Below are 16,206 nucleotides of genomic sequence, written 5' to 3' on the forward strand. Positions count from 1 at the left end.
AATACAATTAAAAATAAACCTAAAACCATAACTTTATTTTTCAAAACCGTTTCCAAATGGTAGTTTAAAACCAACAAAAGTATATTAATAAGTATTTATCAGAAACTAATATTTCTGTGTTATTTGAAGTTTTATTTACTGATTTCGACAATTCTTTTTCTACTTACTACAAAATGGACTATCTATAATTATAGATAGCCCATTTTTACAGCAAACTTTAATACTTAATTTTTAATCAATTTCGATATATACGTATTTTTATCACTTATAACTTTGACAAAATAAAGTCCTTGAGCTAAGTCTGAGACATTAATTTTTTCAATAGCATTTTGAGATAAGAAAGATTGCTTTTTAACTATTTTACCTGCTGAATCCGAAATAACCACTTCTGAAATTATCTCGTTCAAAGCGGAAATAGTCAAATCATTGGCTACAGGATTTGGATAAAGCTGAACATTGTTTTCAATATCATTCTCAATATCATCTGTAGTCGAAGAATCTGTTTTTCCTGGTTTTAATCCATTTAGGATAGCATCAATAATTTCTGCTTTTTGTTGTTCTGTAATACTTCCGGTATTTGCATTTTTCGCTGTGGCATTAAAAGTTAACTGGTATGTAAAATCACTATCATAACAATCACATTCCGGTGTGTACATTCCAATTATATACATTTTATTATTTGCAAAAGTATAACCCGGAAAAGTAGTGGTAAGATTCCAGGCTGTAGCCGATGAAGTTCCGGCAAACGGAGGCAGATTGCTTCCTGCATTATTTCCGTGAGCAAAAGTACTCCAGTCAATCGCAATAGATGGATACGAAGTTACTTCAGCTACATACCAATGGTATTTTCGACAATTTCCTTTAATAGTATCATCTGTTGTTGTTATACTGTTAACCGATGCAATAATCGCATTATTCGTTCCATTGTGCTGCACGGTAATGGCAAGCCCCGGATCACTTAAAGCACCTACATAAATATCATCAATTGCTAAATCATTTCCATCTCCGTTTCCTGTTTCGTCAAGATAAATTCGAACGGTTTCGCTCGTTCCTGTTGCTGTAAAAACTACGTCTATATTTTGCCAGGCACAAGCATTAGCTGTCGGCATATTTACTGTAAAGACAGCTGAACTGGTAGTTCCTGCTTCCATTCTAACTTTTGGAAGAATATCAAAAGTACATTGTTTCATATTTTTGAAATTGGCACAAAAACGATAGTTTACTCCTTTTCTTAATCCTGTTATCGTTTGTTCCCAAACCACAGAAGAACCGGATTGTTGTGTTTTTCCGTTAACTGTCAAATATTCAGTATTTGAAGCATACGCTACAGGATCAGCACAATACGAATGATCTGTTACTGTGGCTCCAAAAGCTGATGCGGAATTTGTTACATTAAATTGTCCCGGATAAGTGGATGCATCCAGTGTATAAGTACTGGAGAAACCTGTATTTCCAGCCTCAAAATTTCCGTTTACCACCAAATTCTCAGAATCACAACAATAAGAACCTAAATTATTTATACAAAAACAGATGTCATTATTAAAACCTGACGTTTGTCCATATTGTACCCCTAAAACAGGATTTGCAGAATACTGAACAACTGTTTGCACGTTTCCATTTAAGTCAGTTAAGTTAAAAGTCAGTTTTGCTACTACATCATAACAAGTCCCCGGTGTCTGATTTGGAAAATCAGTTGCGGCTATATCAACTGTATAATTGGAACCTACGACTGTTGTAGCAGCAATGGTATTCAACAAAGCTCCGCTTTGATAAATCTCAAAACTAATCTGAACATTGGTTGCCGCTGCAGGAACAGTAAATGTTCCGTTAAAAGTTTGTTTCGGTTTAATACAATCGCGCCCTTTTAAATCTAAATCAATAGCTCCCTCAGCCGTATTTTTACAAGTTGTACATGTATCATCAATGTAGGTATAGCCATTATGACCACCCGCAGCACAATCCGAGTTAATAAACATGATCACCACTTCTCTCCCGATATGGCTTGACAAGTCCAAATACGCACAACGCCAGTCTCTATAATACTTTACCCCTTCAGTAGAATTAGTCGCACTGACAAAAGGATTAGACGGAGCCGCAATATCTACCATTTTATCAACTGTAACCCCGGTCATATCTACAGCTTCAGCTACAAAAAAGACTTCAGAACCGTTTACACTCCCGTCTGGGTTGGAGTGGCTTTTATCCATTACCACAGCATACTGAAAATAGTATTTCGCATTTGCTGCTGTTACAACAAAACGTTTAGCAACACCTTCTGCACCGTAACCTTGCTGGTCATTTCCTAAACGAATTGATTGTGTTCCAGAGGAACCCGGTGCTGTTTTAGACATTGAAAAAGAAGGGCTTGAAGCTAATAAAAGAGCATCTGTTCCTGTTGTTTCGATTGAAGTAAAATTTTGCCCATATCCCAAACCGGTAAAAGGCAATACAGAAACTCCCGGATTTAATGTTAAGCCATTTTCAATCGGAAGTGTTGAAAGTCCGTGTTTCAGACTCAAACCGGTCCATCCGCTGTAACCGCTTTCAAATCCCGAATTAAAACAAGGATCTTTAGAGACTTTTATATTTTGCAAAATAGATTGGATTTGTGCAGAAGATTTAATGGAGGGTTCAGATTGATTTTTGATAAATTGGTCAATATTCCTCGCTTTAACTTCTTTAGTCCAACTTAAATCATATTCATAATGCAGTTTAGCATTTTTGACTGTTATTAATGTGTCCTGATATTTCTGTGCAAAAACAGACCCGGACATTAAAATGAACAATCCCGTCGTAATTAGATGTACAATTGTTTTCATAATAAATGATTTTGAGGTTAATAATAGTTGTATAAACACATCTCTATATCAGAATTCATTTACAATTGTTACCCCTAAATTTGAAAATAAAAAAATGCCTCTCCAAAAACTGGAAAGGCATTTAATTTAGTACAGAAATTATTCTATTTCGTAAGCAGCAATTCTCTGTATTTAGTCAATGTCCAACTTTCATCATCTACTAATAATTCGAGTTTATCACAATGGTTACGGATATTGTCAAAATAAGGTATTACATTATTGCAATATGCTTCTGCCATTTTTTGGGCATCTGTTAATTGGTTTGCCTTTCTTCGTTCATCTGTCATAGCGGCAACCTTTGAACTGATACCTTCAATATGACCTGAAATTTCTTTTATCAACAGAATTTGTTCTTTGGCAATGGTTTCAAATTCTTTTCCGAAAATTTCTTTTAGTCCTTTTACATTTTCAATTAAAGTATTTTGATAACGAATAGCTGTCGGAATCACATGATTTCTGGAAATATCCCCTAAAACCCTTCCTTCGATCTGAATCTTTTTAGTATATTCTTCTAATTCGATTTCATATCGTGCTTCAGCTTCAACATGGTTCAAAATACCCATTTCATCAAATAAATCCAATGCCTGTTTTGAAACTTTTGCTTTAATGGCTTCGGGAGTAGTTTTAAAGTTACTCAAACCTCTTTTAGCTGCTTCCTTCTCCCAAGCTTCGCTATAACCGTCGCCTTCAAATAAAATTTTCTTCGATTGTTTGATGTATTCTCTTAAAACATTGAAAATTGCATCATCTTTTTTCATGTCTTTGGAATCGATTAAAGCATCTACTTCAATCTTAAAATCTTTCAACTGTTTGGCTACAATAGCATTTAAAGTAGTCATCGCATTGGAACAGTTTGCATTTGAACCTACTGCCCTAAATTCGAATTTATTTCCAGTAAAAGCAAAAGGTGAAGTTCTGTTTCTGTCCGTATTATCCAAAAGAACATCCGGAATTTTCCCTACCACATTCAGTTTTAAGTCTGTTTTTTCTTCGGGAGATAATTTACCGGTTGTAACGCTTTCCAATTCAGATAAAACCTTTGTTAATTGCTCTCCAATAAAAACCGAAATAATAGCCGGCGGTGCTTCATTTGCTCCTAATCTGTGATCATTACTGGCTGTCGCAATAGAAGCTCTCAGTAAAGTTTCGTAATCGTTAACTGCTTTTATTGTATTAATAAAGAAAGTCAAAAATTGTAAATTACTCATTGGCGTTTTACTCGGGCTCAATAAATTCACTCCGGTATCAGTTGCCAACGACCAGTTGTTATGTTTTCCTGAACCGTTTACTCCTTTAAAAGGTTTTTCATGAAATAAAACTTTAAAATCATGACGTTCAGCTACTTTTTGCATTACGTCCATCAATAAAGAGTTATGATCAACCGCAAGATTTGTTTCCTCGAAAATTGGAGCCAGTTCAAACTGATTTGGAGCAACTTCATTATGACGTGTTTTTACCGGAATTCCCAATAACATACATTCCTGCTCTAAATCACGCATATAGGTTAAGGCGCGGGTCGGAATTGAACCAAAATAATGATCATCAAGCTGTTGCCCTTTTGCAGATGTATGTCCCAACAAAGTTCTTCCTGTCATCATTAAATCCGGGCGTGAATTTGCCAAAGCTTTGTCAATCAGGAAATATTCCTGTTCCCAACCTAAAGTAGCAGTAACTTTTTTGACATTTTTATCAAAATATTTACAAACCTCAGTTGCTGCTTCATCCATTGCAGATAAAGCTCTTAACAACGGAATCTTATTATCTAAAGCCTCACCGGTATAAGCAATAAATACGGTAGGAATACATAAAGTTGTCCCGTAGATAAATGCAGGAGAAGTCGGATCCCAGGCGGTGTATCCTCTGGCTTCAAAAGTATTTCTGATTCCTCCGTTCGGAAAACTTGATGCGTCAGGTTCCTGCTGTACCAATTGGGCACCTCCAAATTTTTCTACAGGATCACTTCCGTCAAATGATGTTTCAAAAAAAGCATCATGTTTTTCTGCAGTAGTTCCGGTAAGCGGCTGAAACCAATGTGTATAATGAGTAACTCCTTTTGCCAAAGCCCATTCTTTCATACCCATTGCAATATACTCTGCCTGCTTTCTGTCTATTTTGGTTCCGTGCTGAATAGCATCCCTCACTCCTTTCAAAGCATCTGAAGTTAAATATTGCTTCATTGCTTTCTCATTAAAAACGTTTGAACCAAAAATGGTTGACTTTTTATCGATTTCTTCAAAATGAACAGGCTTTCTTGATGAAGCTTCTTTCAAAGCTTGAAAACGTAATGTAGACATTGTATATAATTTTTAAAAATTCGTAATAATTTAATTGAAAAGAAGAACAAATATAAAGAATAAAAAAGCCTTTTTAAAAGATAACTTTTTAGAATTTCAAGAAGCGATTTTTCAATAAAAGCATCCATTTACAAAGAATAACGAAAATGTTTTATAGAAATATAACAAAATCGTCAGACAATACTCAATAAATAAACAATTTTTCGTAATTTAATTATAATTAAAATCAAAAAATCCGTTCGTTTATTACGAATTTATTTTTTAAACATTAAAAAATTGCTATTTTTCAAATATACCCCTGCCAAAATTGCGCTTATGTAAAAAATTATAACTAGTCAGACAAAATACACCCCCTTATTTTTATGACTAAAAAAATAAATCTATATTTGACCCAGCGAAAAAAACAAAAAAAAATTAATTTATATTATTATGGCTAAAATTAAGTTAGAGTACATTTGGTTAGATGGATATGAACCAACTCAAAATCTTAGAAGTAAAACTAAAGTTGAAGAGCACGAAAATTTCAAAGGAACATTAGAAGAACTGGGAAACTGGTCATTTGATGGTTCGTCAACAAAACAAGCCGAAGGAGGTTCTTCTGACTGCTTATTAGTTCCAGTTGCAATTTACCCGGATCCAACCCGTATTAATGGCTGGTTGGTAATGACAGAAGTTATGTATGCTGACGGAACTCCACACTCTTCTAACGGTAGAGCTACTATTGATGACGATGGTGATTTCTGGTTTGGTTTCGAACAGGAATACTTTATCATGGACACAAAAACTTTATTGCCATTAGGTTTCCCTGTTGGGGGATATCCTGCTCCACAAGGTATGTACTACTGTTCAGTAGGTGGAAAAAACACTCACGGAAGAAAATTAGTAGAAGAACATGCTGATTTATGTATCGCTGCAGGAATCAACTTTGAAGGTATTAACCAGGAGGTTGCCTGTGGACAATGGGAATTCCAATTATTCGCTAAAGGCGCTAAGAAAGCCGGAGACGAAATCTGGGTTGCCCGTTACTTATTAGATCGTTTGACTGAGAAATATGGTTACTATATCGAATATCACCCAAAACCACTTGGAGACACAGACTGGAATGGTTCAGGAATGCATGCTAACTTCTCTAACGAAGTATTAAGAACATGTGGAGACCAGGCTACTTACGAAAGAATCTGTGAGGCTTTCCGTCCAGTTACTGCTGAGCACATTGCAGTTTACGGAGCTTACAACGACCAACGTTTAACTGGTAAACATGAAACTGCTTCTATTCACGATTTCTCTTATGGAGTATCTGACAGAGGATGTTCAATCCGTATTCCTTTAATGACTGTTCAAAAAGGTTGGAAAGGTTGGTTAGAAGACAGAAGACCAGCTTCAAACGGTGATCCATACAAAATTGCTGCAAGAATTATCAAAACTGTAAAATCAGCGCTATAATTCATTGTTCAAATTATATCCGAAAAGTGCCATCGTAACTGATGGCACTTTTTTTTATTTCAGAATGTCACATTGAGCGAAGTCGAAAGCCACACAACAAACCCGGCAGGTTTAAAAACCTGTCGGGTTTAGCATGATTGTTTGCTCAAAGTATGTCATTCCGAGGAACGAGGACACGAGCGATAACAATCTACACAATTAGCTCTACAAAGATTGGCGATTCTGGGTGCGGAGTTTCTTGCGGAGATTCCTCGTTCCTCGGAATGACAAAATTGTAGTGAAATTTGTAAACGAAGAGTTTCGACTCCGCTCAATGTGATATATAATAATAGGTGTCCGGCTGAGCATTCTATGATAAAAAACAACAAAAAGTACTAAAAAATTACGATGCAAATTTATAGGTATTTATATATGGAGTTTCCCTTGCTATAACAGCAAAGACCCTGCTTATAAGTTTGCATCTGATATTATTTAAAACCAACATTGAGTTTTTGCCTTCCACTTTTTTCTTATTGTAATATTCCTTTAATTGTGGATCATATTTTAATGTTGTCATAGCGCACATTTGCAATAGTGACTTCATTTTTTTATCAGCCATATGATTCACTCTGGTCCTTCCTTTTACACTGGAACCAGAGCTATGTTCAAAAGGGGCAACACCAGAGTAACAGGCAAATTGCCTCCAGTTTTTAAACGCTGTAAATCCTTTTGTTGCAATAATCAAATACACGCTGGTTTGTTCTCCGAGCCCGGGAATTGATCTGATAAGTTGGATTTGTTTGGTTAATTGATCGTTTGATTTAATTATTTCTTTAATTCTCGACTCAATTTTATTGATCGAATTTTTAATAGATTTAGCCAGAGCCTGGTTAATTTGAGATACTTCCCTGAAAATTATTTTATCTGTAAAATCTTTATTTTCTTTTGTAGCTTGTATAAGCAATAAGGCTTTTAGCATTTTTTCTCTTTCGGTATAAAGAATTTTTAGTTTTTGAATCTCTATGCCTGTTAAAGTAAATAGTTTTAATTTATCTATGTTTCTGTAACTGTAATAAGAAATATCCCTGGCATCAATTTTATCATTTTTTCCTCTTGAAATTCCTTTTGATTTTTTTATTTCAATCGCAGGAACAATCCATAAATCCAGATTGAGTTTTACTGAAGCACTTGATATATGATTGGTATAAATACCTGTGTTTTCACAACAAAAAAGAATATATTCTTTATTAACCTGCCTGCTCATATTTTTGATAAAAACAGAAATGTTTTTGATATTATTTTCTATGCTAAAATGCTCTGACCTAAGAGTTGAAGCATCAAGAATATTAATATCTAATTTAGCTTTTGATACATCAATGCCGACATAAAATGAATACTTTTTCATAACTTTGAATTTAAGATAAACAAAAATGTTGAACTTCTTTAGAGCCTTTATTAGACCGCTATGTCTATCATTCTATTTGAAGCAATTCAACGGGATTCAAGGGGAAGGCAGAGGACTAATGCACAGCATAGTTCTTAACTAGCGGAGTCGAAAGTTCACCTCTGCTTTCCTTTGAATAAATTTAAAGCTTTTTATCAAATCCAAAGTAAAGGCGGAGTCGAAGCCAGTTCCAATTGACAAGCCTTCGACTCCGCTCAGGGTGACATTTCAGTCAAAGAGATATATAGTACAAAAAAAAAACGTCATCAATAGCGGAGTCGAGAACCTTTAAAGTAGGGAACTCTAATGCATCTCAACTTTACATGTCCTGAGCTTTTTGCCGAAGGTCGATGTAACAAAAAAACAAATTGACTATTATTAATCTTCCTGCACAATTCCATAAAAAAACCTCGTTTAAAGTTTAAACGAGGTTTTTCATAATAAATAAGGATATTATTTTTTTGATTCTTCGATAGAAACTTTTCTGAACTCTTTTAAAAGTTTTTCAATTTCTAAAGTTGATTTACGTGCTCTTGCTCCTGCTGCTTTAACCCCTTTTTCAGTTAGTGATTCAGCTTCTACTTTAAATGTGTCGATTTCGGCGTTGATTTTTGCTAATAGATCTTTCATGCTTATGTTTATTAAATTAAGACGCAAAAATAAAAGTTTGCTTTATAGTTAACGCAACTTTAATGTTAAAATTATCACACTTTTTCCTTATAGAGTTAATATTAAACTAAATCAAATACTTTAGACTTAATAATCAATGCATTATAAAATTAATTTATTTTCAATACTTAATATTTATGTCTGTTACGCTTTATAATGCAATTCAGAAATGCATCCTGAATAATATATAAAAGTCTTAAAGAGAGTATTACATAACAAGTCATCAGTAAACGTATGTAGTTATTAATGAAGTTGTTATTTTCGTACATACAGGATACAACAGGATACAACCAAAAATATATACTCCTATTTTAGTAAGAAATCATGACTATTTATTTTAGCGATATTCAATTGATTTCTTAGAAAGAATTTGCAGAAACTGTGTTCGTAATTATGCCTTTTTAAACCTTAAAAAGTTATTTAACCCCATTACTACTTTAACCATGAAAAAAACTTTACCAAAAACAAGACTATCAGCTTGTATCTTCACAATTTTATTTTTCGGTATTATAAATACTTCATTTGCTCAGACATTTAATTGGACTGGTAGTATAAGTAACGATTTTTATAATGTAAATAACTGGGACAACCCCAGCATTAATTTTGCAAGTTTAGGTTCGTCAAATTTAATTATAGGCGCCGGAAATCCTAACAATCCCATAAATGTAGGACATACAGGGAATGATGTCATTGCTAAAAGACCTTCTACATTAACAACAAATGTTGGCGCAAATATCATTGTTACAGGCACATTTTTCCCTAATGGAGTTTCAAATTTAAATGGAACTATTACACTTAATGGTAACGCCAATTTCAATAACAGAAATTATGTTTATTTAGGTAAGGGAGCAGCCGGAATATTAAACATAAATTCGGGAAGTGCGGCAAGCAAAAACACTTTTTATATTGGTTATGCTGCGGGTGGAAATGGTTTGGTAAATGTAAATGGAGGAACACTTTATTTAAGCAGTTATTTAGAAGTGGGAAACGGAACCGGAAACCCAACGGGGAATCTGAATATTACAGGCGGAACTGTAGATGTTGCAACTGCTGTAAATATTGGCACTAATGGTCATATATTTATTAGCGGGATAGGTGAGCTCATCGTTACAGGAGATAAAACAACAGCTTTGCAGGCTTACATTACCAGTGGTAAAATTACATGTACCAGCGGTAAAACCTTAGATGTAGTGTATAATGGCACAAGAACTTCTGTAAATATTCATCAGGATCCAAATAGTATGCTAAGAGAATATCCTTCTTATATTACACTGGATAATGGAACTTTAATAGCAAAAATTGATAAAAACACAAGTAACCTGATATCAATGAAAATCAATGGGGTAGAAACTTTATATCAATCAACTTCCACCACTCGAACAGGAGGTTATTATGATTTTGTAACTTCTCAGGGGTTTGAACAAATCAGTGGAGCTACTTTTTCAGTAAAAGAAGAAACGGCCGATTATATTGATATTTCATTATTTAGACCTTACACCCCCGGAACAAATGTAACTCGCTGCGATGTTGACATTCATTATGTGCTTAAAAAAGGAGATGCAGGACTGTATACCTATTCCATTTTGAAACACAAAGCAGCATATCCTGATTTTGACTTAGGTTCGTGGAGACAAGTGCTCTGGATTGATACTACCATTACAGATAAAATTTGCGTAACTGATTTGAAAACCTGGGAAATGCCTCAACCTACTGATGCCTGGTCGGCAACATCAATTCCGGAAATTATTAAAATAGATTCAGGGGTACGTGCGGGTAAATATGATGGCAAATATGAGTTTAGTGAAAACCTGATTGATTTGAAAGCTTACGGTCATACAACGGATAAAAATTCATTAGGGATTTGGGCTGTTACTGCAAATCATGAATATTTTAATAGCGGACCAACCCATCACGATTTGAATGCAGCGGCAGGAATTATTCATATTTGTATGAATGGAGTGCATTATAATTCAAAAGGTTTTCAGGTTCTTCAGGGTGAAGAATGGTCGAAAATTTATGGTCCTTATTTAATTTATGCCAATCAAAAATCAACTGCTGCTGCTAATTGGGATGATGCAAAAGCAAGGGCAGCCAAAGATGAAACGGAATGGCCTTTTTCCTGGCTTACTAACACACCTGAATATCCTCTTGCAGCCGGACGCGGAAATATCACGGGAAATTTTGTAATTAATGACCCTTATAAACCTGCCGTTACCGGAAAAAATGCCTGGATAGGAGTTACTAAATTGAGTGATGATTCTGAGGGACAATGGCAATTTGAGGAAGAAAATTATCAATATTGGGTAAAAACTGATGCTTCTGGAAATTTTGACATCAAAAACGTAAGACCCGGAACCTATACTTTGTTTGCTTTCAGTGATGGTGTTACAGGAGAGTTTTCTATGTCAAATGTTACTGTAACTGCTGGCGGAACAAATAATTTAGGTACTGTAGAATGGTCAATTCCCCGTCCGAACGGAAGCCTGATATGGGAAATTGGTGTTCCAAATCGTACTGCTGCCGAATATAAGTTTGGAGATTTTGATTATTGTGAAGGATTTGTACAAAAAAAATTCGATGCAGTGTTTACTAATCCAATAGTTTATAATGTTGCCGATAAAAACTGGAATACCGCTTTGCCTTATGTACATTCCAAATATTACAATGCAGATGGTACAATTGCCGGAAACTGGATCTGGAAAATTAATTTTGATTTGCCTGTCGGAATGCCGACTACCGGTAATGCAAAGCTTACTATAGCGTATGCCAGCGCAGACCACGCGCAACAATGGATATACGTAAACACAGGAAGTGGAACCCCGATCAGTTATTACCCAACAATAGCCGATGGAAATGCCTTTTTGCGACAATCAAACCATGCTAAATATACTACTTCAGTAGTTAATATTCCAATGAATAAACTGCATTCGGGAAGCAATTATATACAATTGGTTATGCCCTCCAATTCAGGCGATGTGAGCCATTTGATGTATGATTATATCAGTTTTGAAGCGATAACAAATACTAATGATTTGGCAGTATCCACAAAAGTCATTAATACAGCCAAAGAAATTATTGCGCATCCAAACCCGACAACAGGAATTTTTGAAATCTCTTCCTTCCCTGATTCAATACATGAGGCCACTATTGAATTATATACGGTACAAATGCAGTTAATTTCCAAAAAAACATATCCTGTAAATAATGGAAAAGCCCAATTAAGTTTAGAAAATCAGGCTAACGGGATTTACTTCGCAAAAGTAGGATTAGAAACTCCTGTGACTTTAAAAATTATAAAAAAATAAAGATGTTAGCACTGAAAATAGTTCAGTACCGTTAAAATAAAATCGGTTAGTTTTCTATTCATTTTTTGCTAAAAAACAATATTTGGAGATCCAACATTATTTGATAATTGAAATAATGTTGGATTTTTCTATTAAATTTAGGATTATATTTTCGAATATCTTTCCTTAATAAACTGTCTTCTAATGATTAAAAAAATCATTTTACAGTTATATAATCGAGTACAATTCCGGTTTGATTTACCGCAATATTAATGGTATGTTTTCCTTTATTTGCAATGGAAACAGGTAATTTCACAATGGTACTATTTCGTAGTACGTTTTCTTTCCATGTTTTATCTCTGTCTTTCGTATTAATCGAAAAAGACTGTACTTTATTTCCGTCTATTTGTACATCAATTTCATGGTCGAAATTGTTTGAATGTGTTGGCAGTAAATGAATTTCTATTTCATAATTACCGGCTTTTCCAATCTCAAATTCATAAGAAACAGAAGGTTTTTCGGTTTTAAAATAGCGCTGTATCAACGGAAATAAAGTAACCGAATTGTTACTGTAACCCAACCCGTTAATCGTTTCCCATTGGTATTCTTTTGTCTCTTTTTTAGAAACAAACTGATTTGCCGGAATGAATATTTTATTTGAAGCTTCTTTAATTGTTACTTCTTTTGAAAATTCAGTCTGTTTTACAGTATCAAAAACAGGTAAATCTCTTGGTTTCATAGACATCATATTATTCCATTTTCCATTGCTCATTTTTATGTTATAAAAATCAGTCAGTTCCTTTATTTTTTGGTAGGCTTCCGCAGATAACAACTCGTATTTTTTCTTCTGGTTTGCATCAGAAGTTGTTGAAGCTAGTTTCCAATACAAAAACTTATGATTCATATAAGCAGCTCCTTTTACAGGATAAACCACTAATTGAAACCAGGCATCTTTTCTTTCTGACGGAATAAAATTTGACAAACTGTCAACTTTCTGCATCAAATTATCGTATGCTTTTATTCTGTCTAAAGATTCTTCTGCAGAAAAATCAGAAAGTTTTACGGGCGTTGCCGGTTCTGTTTGATTCCAGCCCATATATTCCGGTTTTCTTAAAAATGCCAGGCGGTAATATTCTTTCAAAACATAGCTCAATTCTGAGGCAATCTTTCCTGTGAATTCCCTTGAAATCCATTTCTTCAAATAATCATTTATTCCATCCGATTTTATACTGTTATTATCCCAGGCCAAATCAAGAAAAAGTTCCATGTCGTATTCTGCAGGTTTTATATCTCCTACGTTAAGAATCCACATTTTCTTTGCTCCATTTTCATAAGCTTTAGTCATTTCATACCAAATCAATCCCGGTTGTGTAGTGCTCAGCCAAAGATAATCGTGAGGTCTTCCCCAATAACTGATATGGTAATAAACACCGCTTCCCCCTGCCCTTTTTTGTTCTTCTTCAGTACTCAAACGACGAATATAGCCGTAATTATCATCCGGCCAAACAAGCGTAATATCATCCGGAACTTTAAGTCCGTTATCGTATAATTCCAATACTTCTTTATATGGAACGAAAACCTGAGGAATATCTTTTAGTGGCTTTTTAAAAGTATTCGAAAGCATTTCACGTTGGTTTACAATGATTTTTTCAACCATTTCGATTGATTCTTTCAAATCTTTGGCACCTTCCATTTTGCTGTCGTGAACACCTCGCATTCCTAAAGTCATAATCGTTTCATTCTGAAATGCTTTTACTTCATCCAAACGATCCTGCCAGTATTTATCGACCTTGGTTTTATTGGTAAAATAATTGTAATCTCCGTAAACCTTTGGTTTCCATTCATCAACATTGTTGCGAAGCATTGGCTCTGCATGAGAAGATCCGATAACGATATGGTATTTCTGCGCCATTTCCTTATTTCCCGAAAGGGTAAAAAAACCTTTTGCAGACGGATGCATCGCCGGCCAGATGGTATTGGCTTTTAAGCGTAATAATAATTGAAATATTTTCTCGTAGGTTTTTGGACCAATATTGCCAACTTCCGGTTCGAATGTTTTTTCTGCCCAAGGTTCCAATCCCCAATCTTCATCGTTTAAAAAGATACCGCGGTATTGAACTGATGGTGATGAAGCTATTCCGTTTTGAGGAATGTTCAGTACTAATTTTTCTTTTTTTATAGCATTTACGTCTGCCCACCATTTCCATGGCGAAATTCCTAAACGCTCTGCAATTTCAAAAATGGCGAAAACGGTTCCCCTTACATCGCTCCCAACGACTAAAAGGTATTCTTTTTCTTTTTTAATAGAAAATTTCTCCCATTGATTTGATAGTTCTTTCTGAATTGCTTTTGATCGAAAAAATTCAGAAGAAACTTCTCCGATATAAATTCCACTTTTTGATATTTTATCAGATTGAATTATTTCAGGTCTCTTTCCTGTTATTTCTTTTACATCATCAGCCAATTCATTTACAGCCCAAACAATTAAGGGATCCGTGTTTTTATCAATATAGATTGAGGTCAGTTGATTTGAATCTGCTATTGAAAAATCAACAGAAATTTTATCCTGACTGTATAATGACAAAGTTGAAATTGCGAAAATAAATGCTATGATTTTATTCATATTAGATAGTGTTTTTTACATTGCAATTACACTCAGATTTATTCTCATTTTTGTCATTCCGAGGAACGAGGAATCTCCGTAAGTAGCTCGGCAATTTATGAAATGCTGTATGTTAGTTTCTTGCGGAGATTCCTCGTTCCTCGGAATGACAAACTTTATGATTACTTACCGGAGGCAATTCAAAAAATATTTCTTTGTGTTAGACGCACTGCTGTGAGCCTTTACAGAAACCTTTACTCAACCAACACTTTGTTCACATAAACATTTTTTAGAGTAATCCCATCTACAATGCTTTTGTCGATAGCTGCTTTTGTCGCTTCAATTTTTAAATTTTCAAATGTAAAATTGGATAAACGAACATTTGGATCTTTTTCCACATTAAAAAAAGTATCCGATTTCATATCTATATTTTTTAAAGTAACATGATCTCCATAAGACAATGGAACATCAGGACGGCCTTTTAAATCGAAAAATTGTTTCCATGCCAAAACAACCAGACAGTTTTTTGCCTGTCCTTTTATATCTTCAACCCTGATGTACTCATATCTTTGAGGTGTATCCGGTCTCATTTTTAACCAAAGCATTCTTGTTGCTCCATCAATTTGGCAATTACGCATAATTACATTTCGGTTATGGATTGATTCACTTCCGTTTGTTAATGCCGAATGACAGAATCCAAATCTACAGTCTTCAATGATAATATTAGAGTTTGGCCCGTTGTTTTTATCCTGATCAGCATAAGGTCCTTTTCCTCCTTTTAATGCAATTGCATCATCATTTACAGATAAAAAACATCCTTTTACCAAAACATTAGAACAAATATCAATATCAATTGCGTCTGTACTTGGGGCTTTAATTTCTAAATGTGGAGAGAAAATGTATAAATCCAGTAATTTTACATTATTGCATTTATAAAAATGATTCGTCCAAAAACCTGAATTAATCAGTTTTACGTCCTGAAATTGCACATTGTTTGAATTCCATACAAAAACTAATCTTGGTCTTGAAACTTCAAGATTGGTGCATTTTGGGTTTATTTTACGTCTTGCCCAGAAAGCTTCGTAGTATTTATAGCCATTTCCGTTAATAGTTCCTTTTCCTGAAATAGAGAAGTTATCTACACCATAAGCATTTACCAAAGCCGGAAAATAATCCAGATTCTGTCCTTCCATTCGTGAAACCATAATTGGATAATTGGCAATATCATCAGAGCCTTTTAAAGTTCCTCCCTCAGAAACATATAAACTTGTTTTAGGTTTAAAAAACAAAGCACCGCTTAAAAACACACCTTTTGGAATCACAATTACTCCACCGCCATTTTTAGCCGCTTTATCAATAACTTTCTGAATGGCAACAGTCTGAATTTTGGTACTGTCTTTATTTACGCCAAAATCGGTAATGGTGTATTGTTTCCCTAAATCTTTCAATTGGAGTTTGGTGTAATCCTTAAACCAGGGGGTAATGGTACTTCCGTCCGGAAAAGTGTCATTTTTATAGTTTTGAGAAAATGCAGACTGGGAAATTCCCAAAATGTAAAGAACCAGAGTTAAGATTTTTTTCATTATTACTTTTGCTTTTGATATTGATTTTTTATTTGATGCAATTATTTTGT

8 protein-coding genes are annotated in these 16,206 nt (G+C 34.5%); 2 read left to right on the top strand and 6 right to left on the bottom strand.

Annotated features, from left to right (window positions below):
• Positions 1-224: 224 nt before the first annotated feature.
• Both ACEN92_RS04650 and ACEN92_RS04655 read right to left on the bottom strand, forming a co-directional pair.
• Positions 225-2,819: a T9SS type A sorting domain-containing protein gene (locus tag ACEN92_RS04650; RefSeq protein ID WP_495641206.1), complete on the bottom strand. Its 2,595-nt coding sequence runs from the start codon at positions 2,817-2,819 to the stop codon at positions 225-227.
• Positions 2,820-2,962: 143 nt separating this feature from the next.
• On the bottom strand, positions 2,963-5,152 hold the full coding sequence (locus ACEN92_RS04655) for a glutamine synthetase III family protein (protein ID WP_495641207.1): 2,190 nt from the start codon (positions 5,150-5,152) through the stop codon (positions 2,963-2,965).
• 429 nt (positions 5,153-5,581) lie between these two features.
• On the opposite strand from ACEN92_RS04655, the gene ACEN92_RS04660 reads away from it, so the two are divergent.
• Positions 5,582-6,595, top strand: a complete 1,014-nt coding sequence (locus tag ACEN92_RS04660; protein WP_042563234.1) for a glutamine synthetase beta-grasp domain-containing protein — start codon at positions 5,582-5,584, stop codon at positions 6,593-6,595.
• Positions 6,596-6,977: 382 nt separating this feature from the next.
• Here the strand turns inward: ACEN92_RS04660 and ACEN92_RS04665 are convergent, their stop codons facing one another.
• Both ACEN92_RS04665 and ACEN92_RS04670 read right to left on the bottom strand, forming a co-directional pair.
• Positions 6,978-7,979 carry an IS110 family transposase gene (locus ACEN92_RS04665; protein ID WP_495638805.1) on the bottom strand — a complete coding sequence of 334 codons (1,002 nt, stop codon included), beginning with the start codon at positions 7,977-7,979 and terminating at the stop codon, positions 6,978-6,980.
• A gap of 492 nt (positions 7,980-8,471) precedes the next feature.
• The gene (locus tag ACEN92_RS04670) at positions 8,472-8,648 is read right to left on the bottom strand and encodes a BF3379 family histone-like protein (RefSeq protein ID WP_134150244.1); all 177 of its coding nucleotides are present in this window, start codon (positions 8,646-8,648) and stop codon (positions 8,472-8,474) included.
• 482 nt (positions 8,649-9,130) lie between these two features.
• On the opposite strand from ACEN92_RS04670, the gene ACEN92_RS04675 reads away from it, so the two are divergent.
• Positions 9,131-11,992, top strand: a complete 2,862-nt coding sequence (locus ACEN92_RS04675) for a polysaccharide lyase family protein (protein ID WP_495641208.1) — start codon at positions 9,131-9,133, stop codon at positions 11,990-11,992.
• 196 nt (positions 11,993-12,188) lie between these two features.
• On the opposite strand, the gene ACEN92_RS04680 is transcribed toward ACEN92_RS04675, so the two are convergent.
• Positions 12,189-14,594, bottom strand: a complete 2,406-nt coding sequence (locus ACEN92_RS04680; RefSeq protein WP_495641209.1) for a glycosyl hydrolase 115 family protein — start codon at positions 14,592-14,594, stop codon at positions 12,189-12,191.
• Between the two features lie 233 nt (positions 14,595-14,827).
• Entirely contained in the window at positions 14,828-16,156 is a 1,329-nt protein-coding gene (locus tag ACEN92_RS04685) for a rhamnogalacturonidase (RefSeq protein WP_495641210.1), read from the bottom strand.
• Between the last annotated feature and the right edge of the window lie 50 nt (positions 16,157-16,206).

This window comes from Flavobacterium sp. Flavsp81, from assembly GCF_059491325.1.

Excerpts from the sequence above, each read along its gene's own strand:
- ACEN92_RS04650 (WP_495641206.1), bottom strand. The coding sequence starts at position 2,819 with ATGAAAACAATTGTACATCTAATTACGACGGGATTGTTCATTTTAATG.
- ACEN92_RS04655 (WP_495641207.1), bottom strand. The coding sequence starts at position 5,152 with ATGTCTACATTACGTTTTCAAGCTTTGAAAGAAGCTTCATCAAGAAAG.
- ACEN92_RS04660 (WP_042563234.1), top strand. The coding sequence starts at position 5,582 with ATGGCTAAAATTAAGTTAGAGTACATTTGGTTAGATGGATATGAACCA.
- ACEN92_RS04665 (WP_495638805.1), bottom strand. The coding sequence starts at position 7,979 with ATGAAAAAGTATTCATTTTATGTCGGCATTGATGTATCAAAAGCTAAA.
- ACEN92_RS04670 (WP_134150244.1), bottom strand. The coding sequence starts at position 8,648 with ATGAAAGATCTATTAGCAAAAATCAACGCCGAAATCGACACATTTAAA.
- ACEN92_RS04675 (WP_495641208.1), top strand. The coding sequence starts at position 9,131 with ATGAAAAAAACTTTACCAAAAACAAGACTATCAGCTTGTATCTTCACA.
- ACEN92_RS04680 (WP_495641209.1), bottom strand. The coding sequence starts at position 14,594 with ATGAATAAAATCATAGCATTTATTTTCGCAATTTCAACTTTGTCATTA.
- ACEN92_RS04685 (WP_495641210.1), bottom strand. The coding sequence starts at position 16,156 with ATGAAAAAAATCTTAACTCTGGTTCTTTACATTTTGGGAATTTCCCAG.